Source organism: Desmonostoc vinosum, assembly GCF_059505385.1.
The window spans coordinates 1-19,379 of the sequence record NZ_JCACKM010000134.1; the positions used below are offsets into that span (position 1 = coordinate 1).

The 19,379-nt window shown below is 40.9% G+C and carries 17 protein-coding genes; 12 read left to right on the forward strand and 5 right to left on the reverse strand.

What is annotated here, in order from left to right:
• The first annotated feature begins 163 nt into the window (after positions 1-163).
• The 6 genes from glyS (at position 164) to AC5JMF_RS19925 (ending at position 7,823) form a co-directional block, all read left to right on the forward strand.
• On the forward strand, positions 164-2,317 hold the full coding sequence (gene glyS, locus AC5JMF_RS19900; RefSeq protein ID WP_495797452.1) for a glycine--tRNA ligase subunit beta: 2,154 nt from the start codon (positions 164-166) through the stop codon (positions 2,315-2,317).
• Positions 2,318-2,399: 82 nt separating this feature from the next.
• A complete protein-coding gene (murD, locus tag AC5JMF_RS19905) occupies positions 2,400-3,941 on the forward strand; it encodes a UDP-N-acetylmuramoyl-L-alanine--D-glutamate ligase (RefSeq protein ID WP_495797453.1) in 1,542 nt (513 codons plus the stop codon).
• Positions 3,942-4,872: 931 nt separating this feature from the next.
• Positions 4,873-5,130, forward strand: a complete 258-nt coding sequence (locus tag AC5JMF_RS19910; RefSeq protein WP_495797454.1) for a microviridin/marinostatin family tricyclic proteinase inhibitor — start codon at positions 4,873-4,875, stop codon at positions 5,128-5,130.
• A gap of 161 nt (positions 5,131-5,291) precedes the next feature.
• Positions 5,292-5,528: a hypothetical protein gene (locus AC5JMF_RS19915; protein WP_495797455.1), complete on the forward strand. Its 237-nt coding sequence runs from the start codon at positions 5,292-5,294 to the stop codon at positions 5,526-5,528.
• Between the two features lie 177 nt (positions 5,529-5,705).
• Complete coding sequence (locus tag AC5JMF_RS19920) at positions 5,706-6,689, forward strand: MvdC family ATP-grasp ribosomal peptide maturase (protein WP_495797456.1); 984 nt, start codon at positions 5,706-5,708, stop codon at positions 6,687-6,689.
• Positions 6,690-6,800: 111 nt separating this feature from the next.
• Entirely contained in the window at positions 6,801-7,823 is a 1,023-nt protein-coding gene (locus AC5JMF_RS19925) for an MvdD family ATP-grasp ribosomal peptide maturase (RefSeq protein WP_495797457.1), read from the forward strand.
• Positions 7,824-7,942: 119 nt separating this feature from the next.
• On the opposite strand, the gene AC5JMF_RS19930 is transcribed toward AC5JMF_RS19925, so the two are convergent.
• On the reverse strand, positions 7,943-8,530 hold the full coding sequence (locus tag AC5JMF_RS19930) for a Uma2 family endonuclease (protein WP_495797458.1): 588 nt from the start codon (positions 8,528-8,530) through the stop codon (positions 7,943-7,945).
• Positions 8,531-9,478: 948 nt separating this feature from the next.
• Between AC5JMF_RS19930 and AC5JMF_RS19935 the strand changes: the two genes are divergently transcribed.
• The 3 genes from AC5JMF_RS19935 (at position 9,479) to AC5JMF_RS19945 (ending at position 12,168) form a co-directional block, all read left to right on the forward strand.
• On the forward strand, positions 9,479-10,519 hold the full coding sequence (locus AC5JMF_RS19935; RefSeq protein WP_495797459.1) for a ComEA family DNA-binding protein: 1,041 nt from the start codon (positions 9,479-9,481) through the stop codon (positions 10,517-10,519).
• Positions 10,520-10,679: 160 nt separating this feature from the next.
• Positions 10,680-11,114, forward strand: coding sequence for a ferritin-like domain-containing protein (locus AC5JMF_RS19940; RefSeq protein WP_495797460.1), 435 nt, complete (start codon positions 10,680-10,682; stop codon positions 11,112-11,114).
• A gap of 79 nt (positions 11,115-11,193) precedes the next feature.
• Entirely contained in the window at positions 11,194-12,168 is a 975-nt protein-coding gene (locus AC5JMF_RS19945) for an FTR1 family iron permease (RefSeq protein WP_495797461.1), read from the forward strand.
• On the opposite strand, the gene AC5JMF_RS19950 is transcribed toward AC5JMF_RS19945, so the two are convergent.
• The 3 genes from AC5JMF_RS19950 to AC5JMF_RS19960 all read right to left on the reverse strand — a co-directional run bounded on the left by AC5JMF_RS19950 (position 12,143) and on the right by AC5JMF_RS19960 (position 16,192).
• Positions 12,143-12,343: a hypothetical protein gene (locus AC5JMF_RS19950; protein ID WP_495797462.1), complete on the reverse strand. Its 201-nt coding sequence runs from the start codon at positions 12,341-12,343 to the stop codon at positions 12,143-12,145. The two genes, AC5JMF_RS19945 and AC5JMF_RS19950, sit on opposite strands and share 26 nt — an antisense overlap.
• Positions 12,344-12,586: 243 nt before the next feature.
• On the reverse strand, positions 12,587-14,788 hold the full coding sequence (locus AC5JMF_RS19955; protein ID WP_495797463.1) for a GumC family protein: 2,202 nt from the start codon (positions 14,786-14,788) through the stop codon (positions 12,587-12,589).
• Between the two features lie 846 nt (positions 14,789-15,634).
• The gene (locus tag AC5JMF_RS19960; protein ID WP_495797464.1) at positions 15,635-16,192 is read right to left on the reverse strand and encodes a helix-turn-helix domain-containing protein; all 558 of its coding nucleotides are present in this window, start codon (positions 16,190-16,192) and stop codon (positions 15,635-15,637) included.
• Between the two features lie 206 nt (positions 16,193-16,398).
• On the opposite strand from AC5JMF_RS19960, the gene AC5JMF_RS19965 reads away from it, so the two are divergent.
• The 3 genes from AC5JMF_RS19965 to AC5JMF_RS19975 all read left to right on the forward strand — a co-directional run bounded on the left by AC5JMF_RS19965 (position 16,399) and on the right by AC5JMF_RS19975 (position 18,043).
• Complete coding sequence (locus AC5JMF_RS19965; RefSeq protein WP_495797465.1) at positions 16,399-17,307, forward strand: Dam family site-specific DNA-(adenine-N6)-methyltransferase; 909 nt, start codon at positions 16,399-16,401, stop codon at positions 17,305-17,307.
• 1 nt (position 17,308) lies between these two features.
• Complete coding sequence (locus tag AC5JMF_RS19970) at positions 17,309-17,791, forward strand: hypothetical protein (RefSeq protein WP_495797466.1); 483 nt, start codon at positions 17,309-17,311, stop codon at positions 17,789-17,791.
• A gap of 96 nt (positions 17,792-17,887) precedes the next feature.
• Positions 17,888-18,043, forward strand: coding sequence for a hypothetical protein (locus AC5JMF_RS19975; protein ID WP_495797467.1), 156 nt, complete (start codon positions 17,888-17,890; stop codon positions 18,041-18,043).
• A 155-nt stretch (positions 18,044-18,198) separates the two neighbouring features.
• Here AC5JMF_RS19975 and AC5JMF_RS19980 read toward each other — a convergent pair whose 3' ends face one another.
• Positions 18,199-19,158: a ribonuclease Z gene (locus AC5JMF_RS19980; protein WP_495797468.1), complete on the reverse strand. Its 960-nt coding sequence runs from the start codon at positions 19,156-19,158 to the stop codon at positions 18,199-18,201.
• Positions 19,159-19,379 lie beyond the last annotated feature (221 nt).

Below are 19,379 nucleotides of genomic sequence, written 5' to 3' on the forward strand. Positions count from 1 at the left end.
CCCCAGTCCCCAATCCCCAGTCCCCAATCCCCAATCCCCAGTCCCCAATCCCCAATCCCCAATCCCCAATCCCCAATCCCCAATCCCCAATCCCTTGAGGGCAAGGTAAACTGTTGGAATTGATTGATAAAGTTAAGCTACGCAAAGTTAACGACAGTTTCCTATGTCTACATTTTTATTAGAAGTTGGTACAGAAGAACTACCTGCAAGCTTTCTCAGTGCTGCTTTGGTACAGTGGCGATCGCGTATTCCCCAAAGCTTGGAAGCGAACAGTCTCAGCAGCGATAGTATAGAAGTCTACGGCACTCCTCGGCGTCTGGCAATACTAATCAAAAATTTGCCTTCTCAGCAATCAGACAGAGAAGAAGAAGTCAAAGGCCCTCCCGCGCAAGCAGCCTTTAAAGATGGTAAACCAACACCAGCCGCTGTAGGCTTTGCGAAAAAGCAAGGTGTAGAACTCGACGCTTTAGAAGTTCGCCCCACCGATAAAGGAGAGTTTGTCTTCGTTCGCAAAAAAATAGCTGGTCGTCCTGTAGCCGAGATTTTAACAGAACTTGTCCCCCAGTGGATTTTAGGCTTAGAGGGTAAGCGGTTGATGCGTTGGAGTGATGGGGATGTGAAATTTTCTCGCCCAATTCGCTGGTTGGTAGCTTTGTTAGATGATGCAGTACTGCCGATAGAATTAGTCAATGGCTCAGAAACGATTTATAGCGATCGCATTTCTCAAGGTCATCGCGTCTTGCATCCAGAACCTGTGACAATTAGCCACGCAACCGATTATGTCACCATCCTCAGCGATGCTTACGTTATGGTTAACGCCGATCAACGTGCCCAGATGATTCAAGAGCAGGTAAAATCATCTGTGCAAACTTTAAATGGATATGCACAAATCTATCCTCATCTATTAGAAGAAGTTACCAATCTTGTAGAATGGCCTTCACCAGTCATCGGGAGATTTGAAGCAGAATTCTTGAACTTACCAACTGAAGTAATTACCACAGTGATGGTAAGTCATCAACGATATTTTCCAGTTTTTAAAGCCGCCGATGCTAAAGAATTGCTACCCTATTTCATCACTATTTCTAATGGCGATGCAGCCAAATCAGATATCATCGCTCTGGGTAATGAAAGAGTGATTCGGGCCCGGTTAGCAGATGGCCGATTTTTCTATGAAGCAGATGTTGCCAAGCCTTTAGAAAGTTTTTTACCACAGTTAGAAACAGTCACATTCCAAGAAGATTTAGGTTCTTTGCGTGCCAAAGTCGAAAGAATTGGTAAGATTGCTGAGCAAATTACCGCGCAATTGCAATTAGAAGCAAATCAACGCCATAAAATTCAACGAGCAGCTTTACTCTGCAAAGCAGATTTAGTTACTCAAATGGTCTTTGAATTCCCAGAATTGCAAGGAATTATGGGACAAAAGTATGCATTAGCTAGTAACGAAGATGCAGAAGTAGCCACAGCAATTTTTGAGCATTACTTACCAAAGGGAGCCGATGACATCTTACCGGAAACTCTCACAGGTCAAATCGTTGGTATAGCCGATAGATTAGATACATTGGTAAGTATATTTGGATTAGGGATGTTACCTACAGGCTCTTCTGATCCTTTTGCTTTGCGACGAGCTGCCAATGCAATAATTAATATTACATGGTCTGCGAATCTGCCGCTCAATTTAGAGAATTTGTTAGCGCAAATAGCAACAGATTTTGTAATAGCACACAATGACAAAGATAAAACACAATTAATTGCTGCGTTACAAGAATTTTTCTTACAACGTATTCGTACCTTACTGCAAGAAGAAAAACAAATAGATTACGACTTGGTAAATGCAGTTTTGGGAGAAAACGATCCAGAGTACACACAACGGGCATTAGCAGACTTGTTAGATGTACGCGATCGCGCCCTCTACCTGCAACAAATCCGCAACGACAGCACCCTAGACAACATCTACGAAACCGTCAACCGTTCCACAAGACTAGCCACTCAAGGTAACTTAGATACAAAACAGCTAGAACCAACAGCCGTAGTCAATCCAGAATTATTTCAAAAACCATCCGAAGGTGCATTATATAGCGCTTTAGTTGACTTAGAGCCAGAAACTCAAGCAGCACAAAAGACACGTAACTATCAACTGTTAGTAGCAGCACTAACTAAAATTGCCCCTACTGTTAGTAACTTTTTTGATGGCCCAGATAGTGTTTTAGTCATGGATGCAGATCCGCAAATCAAGCAAAATCGCTTACACCTACTAGGATTAATTCGTAATCATGCGCGAGTTTTAGCTGATTTTGGGGCGATCGTCAAAAATCTGTAGCGTAAATCAACAAAAACTTGTGTAATTTTTGCCAATAAGCGTTAGTATAGGGAGTGCTTAACCAGGGCCTCTGCTACAGTCTATGTCCAAAGCTCATGTGATTGGATTGGGAAAGTCCGGTGTTGCTGCGGCGAGATTGTTGAGACAGGAAGGTTGGGAGGTGGATCTGAGCGATCGCAACACCTCCGAAACCCTCCTCCAGCAACAACAAGAACTCGCTAACGAGCAAATAACCGTTAAGCTAGGCTATTCCCTAGATTTGAATGATGATAATTTACCCAAATTAATAATCGTTAGTCCTGGCGTACCGTGGGATATTCCTTTATTAGTCAAAGCGCGAGAATTAGGGATTGAAACCATTGGCGAAATGGAACTCGCTTGGCGGCATTTACAATCTACCCCTTGGGTAGGAATTACCGGCACCAATGGCAAAACTACTACCACAGCCTTAATAGCTGCCATCTTTCAAGCAGCAGGATTAAATGCACCCGCCTGCGGTAACATCGGCTACGCCGCCTGTGAAGTCGCTTTATCTCATGGGGGATTGGGGACTGGGGACTGGGGATTGGGGACTGGGGACTGGGGATTGGGGATTGGGGACTGGGGATTGGGGACTGGGGATTGGGGACTGGGGACTGGGAAAGAAATTACTTCCTCATCCCCCTCATCCCCCTCATCCCCCCCACCCCCCCCACTCGACTGGGTAATAGCAGAAATCAGCAGTTATCAAGTAGAATCATCCAACACGATCGCCCCTCGTATCGGCATTTGGACGACTTTTACACCAGATCATCTCAGTCGCCATAAAACTTTAGATAACTACTATGACATCAAAGCGAAACTGTTGCGTCAGTCTCATCTACAAGTGTTAAATGGTGATGACGCCTACTTAAGTAAAGTTGGTCTGAGTCATTGGCCTAATGCTTATTGGACAAGTGTCAAAGGCAAAGATTTCTTAATTGGCGAAAAAGGTTTTTTTATAGCAGTTGGCTGGGTTGTAGAAAAACTGACTGCAACTTCCGCACCAGTGCCCATTGTAGAAGTGTCTGCTTTGCGGATGGTAGGAAAACATAATCAGCAAAACTTATTGATGGCAGTAGCGGCAGCGCGGTTAGCGGGAATTAGTAGCGAAGCCATTAGGCGCGGGATTAGCGAATTTCCTGGTGTTGCCCATCGTTTAGAACATATCTGCAATTGGAAAGGTATTGACTTCATTAACGACAGCAAAGCTACTAACTACGATGCTGCCCAAGTTGGCTTAGCATCCGTTAAAAGTCCAGTCATCTTGATAGCTGGCGGAGAAGCCAAAGCCGGAGACGATACTGCTTGGATAGAGAAAATTCAAGTCAAAGCTGCTGCTGTATTATTGATTGGCAATGCTGCACCCGCATTTGCTCAACGTCTCCAACAAGAGGGGTATTCTAACTACGAAATCCTAGAAACAATGGAAAAAGCAATTCCTAGATCAGCAGAATTAGCCAAACAATATCAAGCGTCTGTAGTACTGCTATCTCCAGCCTGCGCGAGTTTCGATCAATACCCAAATTTCGAGGTACGGGGAGATCATTTCCGCCAGTTATGTCTTGCTTGGGCGGACGGCAATTTACAGCTTTTTAAGACATAACTCTAACAATTATGTCTCTATAATTTTCATTGTAAGTAAGCTCGACTTTATCCATTTTCCAGCAACGCGATCGCATATGCTAAAACCTTTATGGCGTCTAGCTCCTGACTTTTCAGATTTCATCAAAACTAGTGATGTAGGGAAAGGTTTTTGCCACAAAGCCAGAACTTCTGCCAGATAAGAAGGATTACATTCTTTGATTTGGATAAAGTCGAGCTAAGAGGTTGTTTGAAAAGTCTAAATTAATACTAACCCCGGCGATTAGAAATCGCAACTATACAGACAAAACCCACCTCCGTGGGTTTCAATAACTCGATTTTCCGTGTTTTCCAAAGGAGGTGGACTTCGCTTGTGTAGTAGCGAATTATATTCGCCCAAAACTTTTTAAACAACCTCTAATAGTCACAGCAATTTTAATTCATAATTCGTAACAGATACTTTAGCAAAGACGCTGCAAAAGTAGGGTGTATTATGCCTTATAGCAACGCACCGTCCGAGATCTTCGGTGCGTTAGGACTTTCATCCATAACGCACCATACCAGATTAAAGCTTTTAATTCACATCAGGCGTGAATTTTGAATTGGTATTACCTGTATTTTGCTAGAGACAAAATTGTATTAGTTTTGTCCCGAAAAACTGTTGTTTGGCGATAAATAAAAGCATATTAGCTATGGTTATAAAAGTTATATTTATACTAACAAGTTGGTATAAATAGACTTCTTGCAAAAGTAGCTGAAGAAAAGAAAGTTAATAAAAATAATTTATCTATTATCTTTCAAGTTTAATCTTCGCTGATCAAAGTACAAAAGTACCTTTTGCAAGATTTCTAATTTTGTGTTGTTGAATTTTGCGGTGAATTGTTAACAACACAATTCATATCTTGATTCAGCAACGCTACCATTTTGTGTTCACCTAACCAAAGAACAAATCTATGTCTAATATCAAAGTAGGAAATTTAGATTCACAAGCAGTACCTTTCTTTGCCCGCTTTCTAGAGGGACAATCTTGTGAAGACATGTCTCAAGAGGAAGTCAATTCAGTTGTAGGCGGTTGTAAAGTTACAACTCTGAAATACCCATCTGATAATGAAGACGGTGGTGTTACTAAAAAATATCCATCTGATAGTGATGAGTTCGTTACTCAAAAATATCCATCAGATGGTGACGATCACGTTTATAAGATTGAGTAAAGCTCAAATAACAGCCAATCATCACTGATTATTATCCTCGCTTTCTTCTTTGCACCCATCCAAATAAACGCCAAATTGGCTACAAACTCAAGTAGGATGGGTGTTTAATTGGCTTAGTTGATAATACAAACTAACATCAAATTAGCCAAAGGAGAAAATCTATGTCTAGGATTAATGTGCGAGATTTGAATTCATCTGACGACCTGTTTCCAGATGAGTTGGCAGCAATTGCAGGCAGGGCTAAATTTTTGATCCGAAAGCACTCCTCTCAAACTGAGGATAGTGCTGTAGGAATAACATATAATCTCTCTGATCCAGTTCTCGCCAAAAAATACCTTTTAGCTCCTAAAGTTAATGATAAAGACAATAATGAGTCTTCTACTCAAGTCGAAGCCTGAGCAAAGTCGAGGCTTGACTAAAATAAATAGCCACATCGCTTTGCTTTGAATTCAAAGTAATATCAAATTAGGAAAATATGTATTGTTAAAAAACGCAGGATCACGGATTGTAAACTACTTTTATCAAGCTTTTGCACCATGTTTTAATTACGAATTACGAATTACGAATTACGAATTATGTCTCTTCCTCGTGATGTAGTTTTATTGCTCACCCACAGTGGTGATTACTTTACAATAGACAGAGTAATAGATGCTCTATTGAAACGGGGTGTACAACCGTTTCGCCTCGACACCGATCAATTTCCGATCGCAGTCCAACTACAAGCCCATCTTGACAACTCTGGCAGTCATCATACACTGCAATATGGCGATCGCTCTATCAGTACAGAACAAGTCCAATCAGTTTGGATGCGTCGCATTTGGCAACCACAACTAGGTAAAGATTTGGCTCCACAATACCAACAAGCCTGCATCCGCGAATCCATGACAACTCTGGATGGTTTCTGGGATAGTCTCAAAACAGCTCGTTGGGTGGATGATTTACAGCACATCAACGCCACCGAGAATAAGCTACATCAATTACGAGTAGCACGTGAAGTTGGGCTAGTAATTCCCCGGACTCTCGTTACCAATAACCCAGAAGCAGCACGCGAGTTTTTTCATGATGTGAATGGAAAAATGATCGCCAAGCTATTAGCTCCTCTTTCCTCTGGTATGGAAGGTTCTTCTTTCTTCTTATATACCAGTTCTGTTAAGGAAGAAGACTTACTAAATGCTCAAACTTTACGCTATTGTCCGATGGTTTTTCAAGAACAGATTCCTAAACAGCGGGAATTACGGGTAATTTTTGTCAATGGCAAACTATTTGTGGGAGCATTAGATGCGTCTCGTTATGCAGGAACTACCCAAGATTGGCGACGCGCTAACCAAGAAGATTGTGTCTGGCAAACCCATGAATTACCCGAAGATTTAGCCCAGCATTTGCATATTTTCATGACCAAAGTTGGCTTAACCTTTGGTGCATTTGACTTTATCCAAACACCATCAGGGGAATACGTGTTTTTGGAAATTAACCCTACAGGCGAGTGGGGAATGCTGGAGAGAGATTTAAATTATCCCATCTCAGAAGCGATCGCAGATGCTCTTTTAACTAACTCGTAATTCGTAATTAAGAAAATCAGATTTTATCTGAGTTTCCGAGTTTGAATTTGTTGCCGAATTTTAGAGAATTGGTATAAGTACTAAACCATACACTATTTTCAGGGATATCTCATGACAGTTTTAATTATTACTCATAGTGAAGATAACGAAAGCATTGCTTTAGTTGCTCAAGCAATTGCCGAACAAGGCGGAAAAGCATTTCGTTTTGATACAGATCGATTTCCCACCGAAGTGCAGTTAGATGTCTACTATGGTAAAAATTCTGAGCGATTGATTTTGGTTGATGGTGAGCAAAAGTTAGATTTGAATGAGGTATCCTCAGTTTGGTATCGTCGGATTGCGATCGGGGCAAAAATTCCCCAAACGATGGATAAGCAAATGCGACAAGCTTCCATGCAAGAGTCTCGCGTTACCATTCAAGGAATGATTACCAGCATCCGGGGATTTCATCTCGATTCTTTACCCAGCATCCGCTTAGCAGAGAATAAGCAACTGCAACTCCAAGTAGCACGGGAAATAGGTTTAGATACACCCCTAACTTTGACCACTAATAATCCCGTTGCCGTTAAGCAGTTTGCCCAAGAATGTGAACATGGCATAGTCACAAAAATGCTTTCTTCCTTTGCTATCTATGACAAGCAAGGACAAGAACAAGTAGTCTTCACAAACCCAGTTACACCCGAAGATCTTAACAACCTCGATGGCTTGCGTTACTGTCCGATGACTTTTCAAGAGAAAGTTCCCAAAGCATTAGAGTTACGTACAACAATTGTCGGCAAACGTATTTTCACGGCGGCGGTTGATTCGCAAGCTTTGCAAAAGGCGCATCACGACTGGCGACGCCAAGGAATTGCTTTACTCGACGCTTGGAAACCCTACCAATTACCCCAAGATGTCGAAGAAAAACTACTTAAACTCATGGCTCACTTTGGTTTGAACTACGGGGCCATAGATATTATTGTGACACCAGATGATCGCTATATATTCCTTGAGGTCAACCCAGTGGGTGAGTTTTTCTGGCTAGAACGCTGTCCGGGCTTACCGATTGCAGGGGCGATCGCAGAACTTTTACTCACTAAGTCTCAGGCTTTTACAAATAAATCTCTTAACTACGATTTAGCAGGTAAATTTTAAACTGTCTACAACCTTCAGGTAGATGAACTGCTCTATAAACACCCTAGACAAGTCTAGACATTTATTTCTCACTTCAATGGGAGCATGGGAGCGGTTATCCCTCAGTAAGCTTTCACGCTTTAGAGTTTACCTGCCAGAATTTGAGCGGCTGTGAGATTGAGATTTGGAAAGGTGGGAGATTGGAGCGCTTCATTTGCTCGAAATTCAGTGGAGTCGTAAAACTGATGCTCCAGGATGCAGAGGGTGATTTTTCCTTCTAGGGGGTCAACGATCCAATATTCCGGGATTTCTAGCAGCCCATACTCAGCCCGCTTTGAGCGGTAGTCCTCAGCTTTGGTGGAGCGACTAACAACTTCAACAACTAGAATCGGAGGCGGTTCATTGAGATTAATTACGGCTTCGCGATCGCTCATAGCTTCCCATTGAGTAACCGTGAGAACGGTGACATCCGGAATGCGGCAGGTATCCCAATTTCGCCCACGCGGAGAGCGGACACCGACGAGTGCGGGAAGTGCTACCCAAGGTTGCTGGGATTGTGCCAGTGCATTCTCAAACTGCCGTGCAACAAAGCGGATGATTGCCCCATGTTGGCCAGTTCCTAAACTCATGGCTATCATTTCTCCATCGACCAGTTCATAGCGGGTGTCTGTGCCATCATTGTAGGTAAGGTACTCTTCAAAGGTGAGTTTTTGAGTGGTACTCGTCATAGAACTGTCTCCAGGCAAGAATCAGGCAACTGTGTCTGTGAACTTAATCGAGAGTAGTGGCGTGTCAAGGCTCAAATGGTGTAATAGCTGTAGGTTGAGTTAAGCAAAGCGAAACCCAACACCGAGATCCATGTTGGTTTACCCTGCGGTAAGCCGCCCTCCGGGCGTCTACATTCCTCAAACGCCAGACAAAAATATTCAATCTGTAGTAGTGTCAGTTCTAACGCACCCCACCAAACTTTGGGTTGTAATTAATAGTTTGGCATAACAGATATTGAAGAACCTTCAAATTTTTCAGGAAAAGCTAACAATTTTGTATCTCTATCTGTAGCTGTTTTCAATTACAAGCAATAGTTCAGGTAGCTGTGTGCAAACTCTCCAGTGTTAAGCAAACTGATATATCTTTCGTGGCAGCCACAAAATATAGCGAAGCGGGGCGTAGCCAGGTAAAAAAAGATTTATGCAAGAGGTCTAATACCAATTCTCTAAAATTAGGCTACATATTCAAACTCCGAAACCCATACTAAATAAGAGTTTCTTAATTACGAACTACGTTAGCGTTAGCGATAGCGTAGCGTAAAGCCTGCGGCATAGCTTCGCTTAGAGCGAGTTATCAAGCGTCGGTACGAGCGTCAGCGATAGCGACACAGGAGCGTCGCGTCATTACGAATTACGAATTACGAATTACGAACTACGAATTACGAATTACGAATTGGTCTAAGGTACCTCATGTAATCGGAAATTGTGATTACGAAGGACAAATGACCCATGACCAATGACAGCCTATAGAAAAAAATTATTAAATTCTGGTTAATAGTTAAGAAATTAGTTGATAAAAAGTGTCATTATATGCAAAAGTAAAATCTACGACATTAAGTAAAACTTAACTACTGCAAGTAATTTGAAATGTTTCAATTACTACCATTTAAGTACCTCGTAGGAGTGAAGATGATAAAATTTCGCTATATTTGTTTAACTGTTGCAACTGCGGCAATAGTAACGCTGAGTGCCTGTAACAGTACACCAACCGCAGAAAATCCAGCTGCACCAGCAGTTAACTCTACACCTCAAGCTACAGAGGCGGTTAGTCAAAACAATCACAGCGGTCATGGTGGTAAGAAGATTAACATCAATACAGCTATCTTGTCAGAGTTGGATAAGTTTGAAGCCAAGTTAGGTATCCCGGCTTTATCAAACAAAATTCAAGCGAGTCGTCCCTATGCCAAACCGGAAGATTTAGTTGCCAAAAAAGTAATTACTCAAGAACAGTTTGACCAAATTAAAGATCAGGTGACTATTGAAGAAATAGTCCTCACTGGTGAAGCTAAAGATGTTGACTACATGACCAAATTGGGGTTAATGAAAGGACATCTTTTTGTAGCACAAGAACTACTAGATCAAAATCAGCCAAAACAAGCTGAACCTCATATTGGGCATCCAGTTGAGGAGATTTATGTTGATGTCGAAGAGCAACTTACCGAACGCAAAGTAAAAGAATTTAAGACAAGTTTAGTGAGTTTACAAGATTTGGTGAAATCCAATCCCAAAGATGCCAAAGTGAAAACTGATTTTACCGCTTCAGTGCAAGCTGTAGATGGTGCGATCGCCGCCTTGCCAGAAGATCAACGCTCCAAGCCGGGATTTGTGCTACAGGTTATTAATGGGTTACTAGATGCAGCCAACTCAGAATATGGTGCAGCGATCGCAGACGGTAAAGTAGCCGCAGCAATTGAATATCAAGACTCTCGCGGCTTTGTGATCTACGCCAATGATTTATACAAGGGTGTTTCTAGCCAAGTCAGCAAAGATAATCCCGAAGCACATAAAGCGATCGAGACTAGTATGGCTGAACTAATCAAAGTTTGGCCCGCAGCCATTCCCCCAGCTAAGCTAGTTAAGACTCCTGAAGAAGTTACCAAGCTAGTGAAAACCATTGAGGAAAACTCTCAAAAAGTTATCGCAAAAACCAATACTCAAGCAAAACAATAAAATCCTAAACTTATAGAGTTAGGAGTTTAAAATGAGTGAGAATTAAAGAATTAGTTAGAAGTTATCAGTGAGGATAGTGTAGGTTTTTAATACTTAGACAAAGTGTAACTTCTAACTAAATTACTCATCGCGCTCCATTTGTAACTTGAGTTAATAACTGATGCAAGAGCTTGATCAAAACAAAACTATTGACCTGCTAAACGCCATTATGGAATTTGAATTAGCAGGGGTAGTACGTTACACACATTATTCCCTAATGGTGACTGGCCCTAATCGTATTCCCATTGTGGCTTTTTTCAAGGCGCAAGCGAGTGAATCTCTACTTCATGCCCAACAAGTCGGAGAAATTCTCACAGGCTTAGAAGGGCATCCCTCTTTAAAAGTTGCTCCCATGGAAGAAACCTATAAACATTCAGTCAAGGATATCTTGGCAGAAAGTTTATCTCATGAGAAAAAAGCATTAGAGCTGTATAAAAGTCTTCTAGAAACAGTTACTAATGCCAGCATTTATCTAGAGGAATTTGCCCGCAGCATGATTGGACAAGAAGAGATGCACAATCTCGAACTGAAAAAAATGTTACGAGATTTTAGTTAATAGTTATTAGTCATGAGTCATTAGTCAGCAATAACTGACTAATGACTCATGACAAAGGACAAATGAAAAAGGACAAACAATGGATTTTAGTACCGCTATACCTACTTTTGTGATTACACTCCGAGAAGGAGTGGAGGCTGCCCTTGTTGTTGGCATTGTACTAGCTTTGCTAAAAAAAGCTAAACAATCTCGACTCAATTCTTGGGTATATGCAGGTGTTGTTGTTGGCATTATTGCCAGCGCGATTATTGGCGTGTTGTTTGGCTGGGTGACTCAAGCATTAGGAAAAGCTTATCCACAATACATAGGAGTGATTGAACCAGCATTAGAAGGTGCATTTAGTGTGTTGGCGATCGCCATGCTCAGCTGGATGTTAATTTGGATGACAACTCAAGCCAAATTTATGAAAGCGCAAGTTGAAGGAGCTGTTACTAGTGCTTTATCACAAAAAGCTTATGCAGGATGGGGTATTTTTAGTTTAGTTTTTATTGCTGTTGTGCGTGAAGGTTTTGAAACCGTTTTATTTATAGCTGGTAGTTTTCAACAGGGATTAATACCAACTTTTGGTGCTTTTGCTGGACTAACAGTGGCTGTAATCATCGGCGTACTCTTGTTTAAATGGGGTGTCAAAATTAATATCCGCTTGTTTTTTCAAGCAATGGGTATTTTATTAGTGTTAATTGTTGCTGGTTTAGTAGTGACAGCCCTACAACGTTTTGATGAAGCTATTGCTAGTGTTGCTCTTAGCAGTCGTGCCTCACAAAGCCTTTGTTTCTATTACGAACGCTTTACCAGAGTTCATTCCTGTATTTTAGGGCCGATGGTTTGGAATACTTCTCAAATTTTGCCTGACGAAAAGTTTCCTGGTATTATTTTCAAATCTCTGTTTGGCTACAGAGAACATCTTTATATCGTGCAAGCAGTGGGCTATGTAGTGTTTTTATTCACCGTTGGCGGACTATATTTCCGCAGTTTATCGGCTAGTTCTCCTCAAGGCAAAAAGAAGATCTCAGCATCTCAAAAGCCAATTAGCAGTGCGAAGAATTATAAGTAAAAGACCATTTACAAAAGACTTCTTGCAAAAATACTTTAACCGTCAGAGACTCAAGTCTCTGCCTAATAGCAAAAGTCCGTTGAAATGGACTAAAAATACTGTTATTAGTCGGTTGAAACCGAATTGAGTTATCAGCCAGAAAATAAATTTTCTGGCGAGTATCCGACTTTTGCAAGAGGTCTAAAGTAAATCTTAAGTAGTGGTCTATTTCATTAATTTTGACGTTGCTAGATCCCCGACTTTTTCAAAAAATCGGGGATCTGACTATATCCTAACCACTCAGAAATAAATAATTACGAATTACGCGCTTCGCAGCGATAGCGTAGCGTAAAGCCTGCGGCATAGCTTCGCTTAGAGCGAGTCATCGAGCGTCGGTACGAGCGTCATTACGAATTACGAATTACGAATTACCCCTGCTCTATGATGTGTACATTTTTGGCGAATATTTCACCTCATTAGCAATAATTCCAATTAGATTCAACTTACTCAGAATTTCTGTAGCTTGGGTGAGTTCATGTTTAGTTACTTGTCCCATACGCTCTACCATGACAACACCATTGCAGAAGGATGCCAGGATTATGGCATCGACTGTACCTAAAATTGGTGGAGCATCTATCAGCACTAGATCATAAGTTTCTTCAAATATTTCAATTAGTTCTTTCATCCGATGAGAACTCAGAAGTTTCACTGTGTCTTCAGGCATCGGCCCGGCAGTCAAAACATCAATTGAAGGGTGAATCGGCTGGATGTAATTTTGAATGTGGGTAATTGTCTCATCCAGCAATAACAGAGAAAGTCCCCAGTCATTAGAGAGTTCTAAAGTTTGATGTAGAGTCGGATGCCGCAGGTTCGCATCAATCACTAATATCCGTCCATGCATCCGCGCTGCACTAGCTCCTAACCCTAGCGTCAAAGTTGTCTTTCCCTCCCTTGGTAGTGCAGAAGTCAATATCAAAGATTTGAAGGGGAAGGGATATCTCAATATTTGAATGTTTTGGTAAATCATGTCCAATGTTTCGTGGACAGGCAATTTAATGCTGACATCTACTATTGAGGAAGTTGATGTTTGTTTTCTCCTTGCAGGTAGACTTGGCAGGCGCTTTTTGGCGACACGCGGCGCTAGCTTTGGTACTGATCCTAATACACGAACGTTTGTTAGTCTGCGTAAGTCTCTAGCAGAATAGATCGCATCGCTGAGCATTTCTCCTAGTAAGGCTGCTGCAATTCCTAAGATTGGCCCGGCTAGGGTTCCTCCCAGTAAAAATAATAATCTGTTGTCTCCTGTAAGAGTTCCTAAGCTCGGTGCTTCTAGTACTTCCCAATCAAAGCCTCCTTGAGCAATTTTCATTCCCAATGACTGTTGTATTTGCAGCAGTTGGTCAAGGGTTTTACGATTAGTTTCCACCTTTGGCAACAAACGGTTATATTCTGCAATCAGGCTAGGATATTTGTCTAGCTCAGAGCGCAGCCGTTGCTCTGATTCTGCTAAGCTTTTTTCATTGGCAACTAGTCCCAGAGATTTTGTTTGCGTCAGAATCAACTCATTAACTAGTTGTGGATCAACTACTACTGTTTGACCTTGTTTAGTAGTTTTGTCGTTTAGCGATCGCTCTACTTCTTGCTGTAATAATGCTAGTTGAGTTTGGCGTTGCTGCTTGAGTTTTTCTACTGTTGGATAGTCTTCTCTATATCGCAGGCGCTCTTTAGCTAGAGCTGATTCAGTTTGTTGAATCTCACTCAATAGTGTTTGGTAACGGCTTGATTGACTTAGACGTGAGGAAACTGATTCAGTTTGTGATGCAGACGCTATTTTTTGCTCTAAATTATTAGAGCGGGCGCGAACATCTTGTAGCTCAGCACGGTTAGTTTGTAGCTGTTTTTGAACATTGGCTAGAGACTCTAGCAAAATTTTGCTTTGGGCTTCTGGATCAATTAAATTATTTTTTTTGCGAAACTCTTCTAAATCTTTTTCAGCTGCTATTACCTCTTTTCTAGTTTCTGGAATCCGGGCGTTAACAAAAGTCATTCCTTTATTTAAACGCTCTTTTTTTTGCTCTACATTATAATCTTGATAAACTTGCTGTAGAGCTTGCAGTATTTGTTGTGTTTTCACTGGATCGTTACCAGTGAAAGTAACTTCAAATACTTGATTTGATGCCTGATCAATTCCTTGTTCTTCTTCTATCGGCGTTATTGCTAAAGGTGATTTTTCGCTTTTTTCCTTTTGCCCTTTGATATCTTCTAAGGTAATCTCTCGATAATTTTTACGCAGCGAATCTACAGCTTTTTGGATTAATCTAGAACTCAGCATAATTTTTTGCTGAGCAGTGTAGTCAACACTCGGAATATTGGGTTTACTAATCTCACCGTTGGCTTGTTTAGAGATATTATTTGGCGTTGCCTCTTCATAGAAATTGGAACTTACTAATATCTGCATAGAACTTTGATAAGTCGGTTTAGCCATCACAGCCAAAAAGCTGGCGACTGACATGGCTACACAGGAAACGCCCAAGATCACAAAGCGCCGACGATGCAAAATAGTAGATAGTTGCTTAATATCAACTGTGTTGTGTGCAGAGGTTGTAACCAGTTGCCCTTGATTAAGACCAGTGTTAGCCATGATCAAAGTCCTCTAAATTTTGATACATTATGTTGGGAAGGTTGCAAGAAATCTTTTGTTGAGATGACCTTGTTTGCATCTATGAATACAATTACATACTCAGTTATTCCTAGATAAAGATTCACCTGTTCTTCCTCCAAGAATGATAGACTGAAGTGACATCAGATTTAATGCCAATTCGCTCTTTGATATTGATCGATTCATACATAAAGATTCCTAATCAGCATTTGAATAGTAAATTTTCAAAAAATATTTATTTAATCTCAAAAACTTGACAAAAATTTCATCATTAATGGTATTTATTTCTGGAATAAATATCTAAGATCTATGCTACCCTTGTCTTTCATGTCCTTTTCGATATATCGGCATCCAGAAAATAGATGGAAAAAATGTTTTCAGCATAATAATTGAATATTTTTGATACACCAAGTTTACCGATAATCTACAGTTAAGAAATTGAACATTTGGTAAATCTGATCTGCTGCATATTTGCTGAACGTAGAAAATTCTCTGACCAAAACTTGAGATTTAGCCTGGGTACTTCTAGATTTTAAATTAAGGTTAGTGCTTTTCAATTCAAAATTTCTCTTAAAAATTGAGTCAAGGATATCAGGCGTCGGATATAGGAAGCTAGTTCTTGATGCTTGGTTGTGTGATATAAATAACGCTAGCAACGTTTCTAGGCGTTGCTTGAAAGCATCTAATGGGCGGCGCATCACCCGTTATGAATGAAATAAACTCTTTTTCTTCTCCTACACCCCTATATTCGACTTCTCCTATCAAAGATGCTAAACACTCTTACACCCCTAAACCCATGTTTCTTAAAAGGTAAGGGATTGGCTGTAATTATTTTTGCTGCGGATTGAGCGGTATTTCAACAGTGGGTATAGTAATTGTAGAGATTAAACGACGGTGGCGATCGCTTGTTGGTTCGTTTGCCTTCTTTGCAGAAATTACCGCCATCATATCTGACATCAGTTCTTGAAACTCTGCATCACTCAGATACAACGCTACTTGAGTATAAAATACTCCATCTGCTGACAAGTCAATTTTGTCTCGTTGTAGATAGCGAGCAAAGTCATTTAGCTGGGAAGCGACAAAGGTGGTAAAGTATCGCATGTGTTCTTCTCGATTAGCTATAGCTATATCTTCGGCTTCCAAGTTAACTGTTTGCTCCAGCAGAGCATATACCTTCTCCACGGTTCCTCTAATGGGATGTTCTGCTACGACTTTAACGATATCAGCCTGTGCCAGTTTATTGAGATGTCGATATAGCGTTGCTTGGGGAACATCTTGTAGAGTTTCTGCCATCTGCTGAGCAGTTAACTGTGTATCGCCTGCAAGTGTCTGGATAATTCGCATCCGGACGGGATGTAAGATTAATTGAGCTTTATCGGATTTCACAGCTATTTAATCATGATTATTTTTATTAATGATTATTTTCTCAATTATTGTAACAATGTTGCATTTATCTATAGGGATATAGAACAAAGCAACCAAAAAGTTCGCATTGAGAACTGCGTACTTAGTAATATATAATCGTTTTATCTACGTTTATTACTTAGTCTAAGTCTTGTGGTAGACTTATCTAGATATATGCTCTCTTCAAGATGGCTAGTCTTCCACATCCAATTCAGTATCAAGGTAGTAAGAGAAACCTTGCTGCAAACATTCTTGGGTTTCTGCCTAATAAAGTAGGGCGGTTGGTAGAACCATTTGCTGGAACCGCAGCAATTAGTATTGCTGCCTCTTTTAAAGGTCTTACTCAAGAATTTTGGCTCAATGATTTGAATCAACCACTAGTTAAACTGCTGGAGTTAATTATAGAAAAACCAAGTGATATAGCGGATCAATATGCAGAAATATGGAATGACCAGCATGAGGATTCAATATCTCACTATTTACTAGTTAGAGAAGAGTTTAATAGAACAAATGAGCCAAAACTGTTTTTATATTTACTAGCTCGATGTGTAAAAGGTGCGGTTCGATATAACTCTAATGGACTCTTCAATCAAAGTGCTGATAAAAGACGAAAGGGAACTCAACCTGAAAAGATGAGGAAAAATATAGACGGAGTTTCCAAGCTTTTAAAGGGAAAGTGTAAATTTACATGCTTAGACTATAGAGATGTTTTAGCTGAAGTCCAAGGTGATGACTTTGTTTACATCGATCCACCCTATCAAGGTGTATCTGGAGATAGGGATTCGAGGTATGTTTCTGGGATCAATGTTAATGATTTTGTTCTAGCTCTCGAAGAATTGAATCGAAAAGCAATAGGATTTGCAGTTAGTTATGATGGCAAACGAGGCAATAAAATATTTGGCAATAACCTACCTGAAGAATTAGGACTTAAGAGAATTGAAATTGAAGTTGGACGATCGTCTCAAGCAACATTATTGGGAAGAGAAGAAGTGACTGTAGAATCTTTATATTTGTCGCCCAGTTTACTTAAAGAACCTGTTTTTAAGATAGAAAGCTATATTTGCAGAGTACCCAAACAGCTTGCTCTTTGGGAATGATATGGATAGTTATCAAAATCTACCCGATGATTTTATCAAGCTTTGTCAATCAGTGACCGCTAAAAGACCGAAAGCTGTGATTAGCCATATTCTGCAATATGGTTTCATAACTACAGAAGAACTAAAGGAAAGATACGGATACAATCATCCTCCTAGAGCAGCACGAGATGTTAGAGAACACGGAATACCTTTGGAAACTTTTCGCGTAAAGGGCAGTGATGGGAGAAAAATAGCAGCTTACAAATTTGGAAATCTTGCAAATGTAAAGTTTTCTAGGTTATCCGGTAGAACAGGATTATCGAAGCAGATAAAAAATGAGTTAATTAGAAGATATGGTTGTAAATGCTTTATTTACTTAGAAGAGGTTGATGAGCGAGAATTACAGATTGATCATCGTGTTCCCTTTGAAGTTGATGGGGAACCAGAGTTAGAGCCTGATAACTTCATGTTACTTTGTGGTTCTGCTAATCGGGCTAAATCTTAGTCATGCGAACATTGTGAAAATTGGGGCAGCATCAAGGACAAGTCTATTTGCTTGTCGTGTTATTGGGCATATCCAGAAAGCTACACACATATTGCGATGCGACAAGTCAGAAGAATAGATCTTATCTGGCAAAGAGAGAATGTTGAGATTTACGAAAGATTAAAACAGCGAGCAGCTAGTTTGAACAAAGAAATCCCTGAGTTGATCAAAGAAATTATTGAACGAGAAATTAGACGAAATAGTGACAGCTAATACTCCTATAGCGATCGCTTTTTCCTCACTAAGATGAAATATACTGAAGGTTTTGTCAATCAAGCAAAATTATTTTTATACCTGAATTCGGCAATGCCGACTCCTTCAATTGGTTCAGTGTAAGTTCCCCATTCCGCCAGCAAACCAACATACCTTTAAACACCTACTTTAGTTAGCTCAACCTCTCGCCGCCTGGGTACTTCGTAAACCATGAAATCATAAGCCATGTCTGTATTGGGGAAAATAGCACGGGCTTCTTGAAGTAGATCCTTCAACTCTAAAGCATTCCCAGGAGCATAGCGGGGGCTAAAATGAGTCATAATCAAGCGATGTGCCCCAGCTGCTAAAGCGGTTTGTGCTGCCATCGTACTTGTAGAATGCAATCGCTGAAATGCCATCTCTGCATCTTGATGAGCAAAAGTTGCTTCGTGAATTAACACATCGGCATCTTTTGCCAATTCGACTGCGCCTTCACAATAAATAGTGTCTGTACAATACGCAATCTTCCGACCAATTTCTGTAGGGCCACACAAGTCAGTGCCATTAATCACTCGCCCATCACTTAGCGTTACCGTTTCACCACGCTTGAGTTGACCGTAAACGCGACCAGGAGGAATTTGTAAAACTTTGGCTTTTTCTACATCAAAGCGTCCTGAACGGTCTTTTTCGGCGATGCGGTAGCCAAAAGCTGTGATCCGGTGATGTAAAAGTCCGCAGCTAATCGTAAACTCATCGTCTTCATAAATTACCCCTGGACGGACAGTATGAACTTTGATGGGGTAAGAAAAATGTGTGTGAGAGTAACGTGAAGCTGCTTGGATATATTCATTTAACCCAGTTGGGCCATAGATATCAACTCGTTGTACATTGCCAGCTAAGCCGCAACTGGCTAATAGTCCCGTTAAACCAAAGATGTGGTCGCCGTGCATATGGGTAACAAAAATTCGACAGAGCTGACTGATTTTCAGTTCACTCCGCAAAATTTGATGCTGAGTACCTTCACCACAATCGAATAGCCACAGTTCCGCCCTTTGTGGTAATCTCAGGGCGATGCTTGAAACATTGCGCGATCGCGTGGGTACACCGGAACTCGTCCCTAAGAATGTTATCTGCACAGCGTTCTTTAGTCTTCCTATTATTAAATTTGACGCTTTCTTAACTCTAGTAACTGTTGGCAGACTTTAACAACCTATTATTCAGCAATACCTGAATTTATCTGTAAAAGGGACTGGGGACTGGGGACTGGGGACTGGGGACTGGGGACTGGGGACTGGGGACTGGGGAATGGGGACTGGGGACTGGGGACTGGGGACTGGGGACTGGGGACTGGGGACTG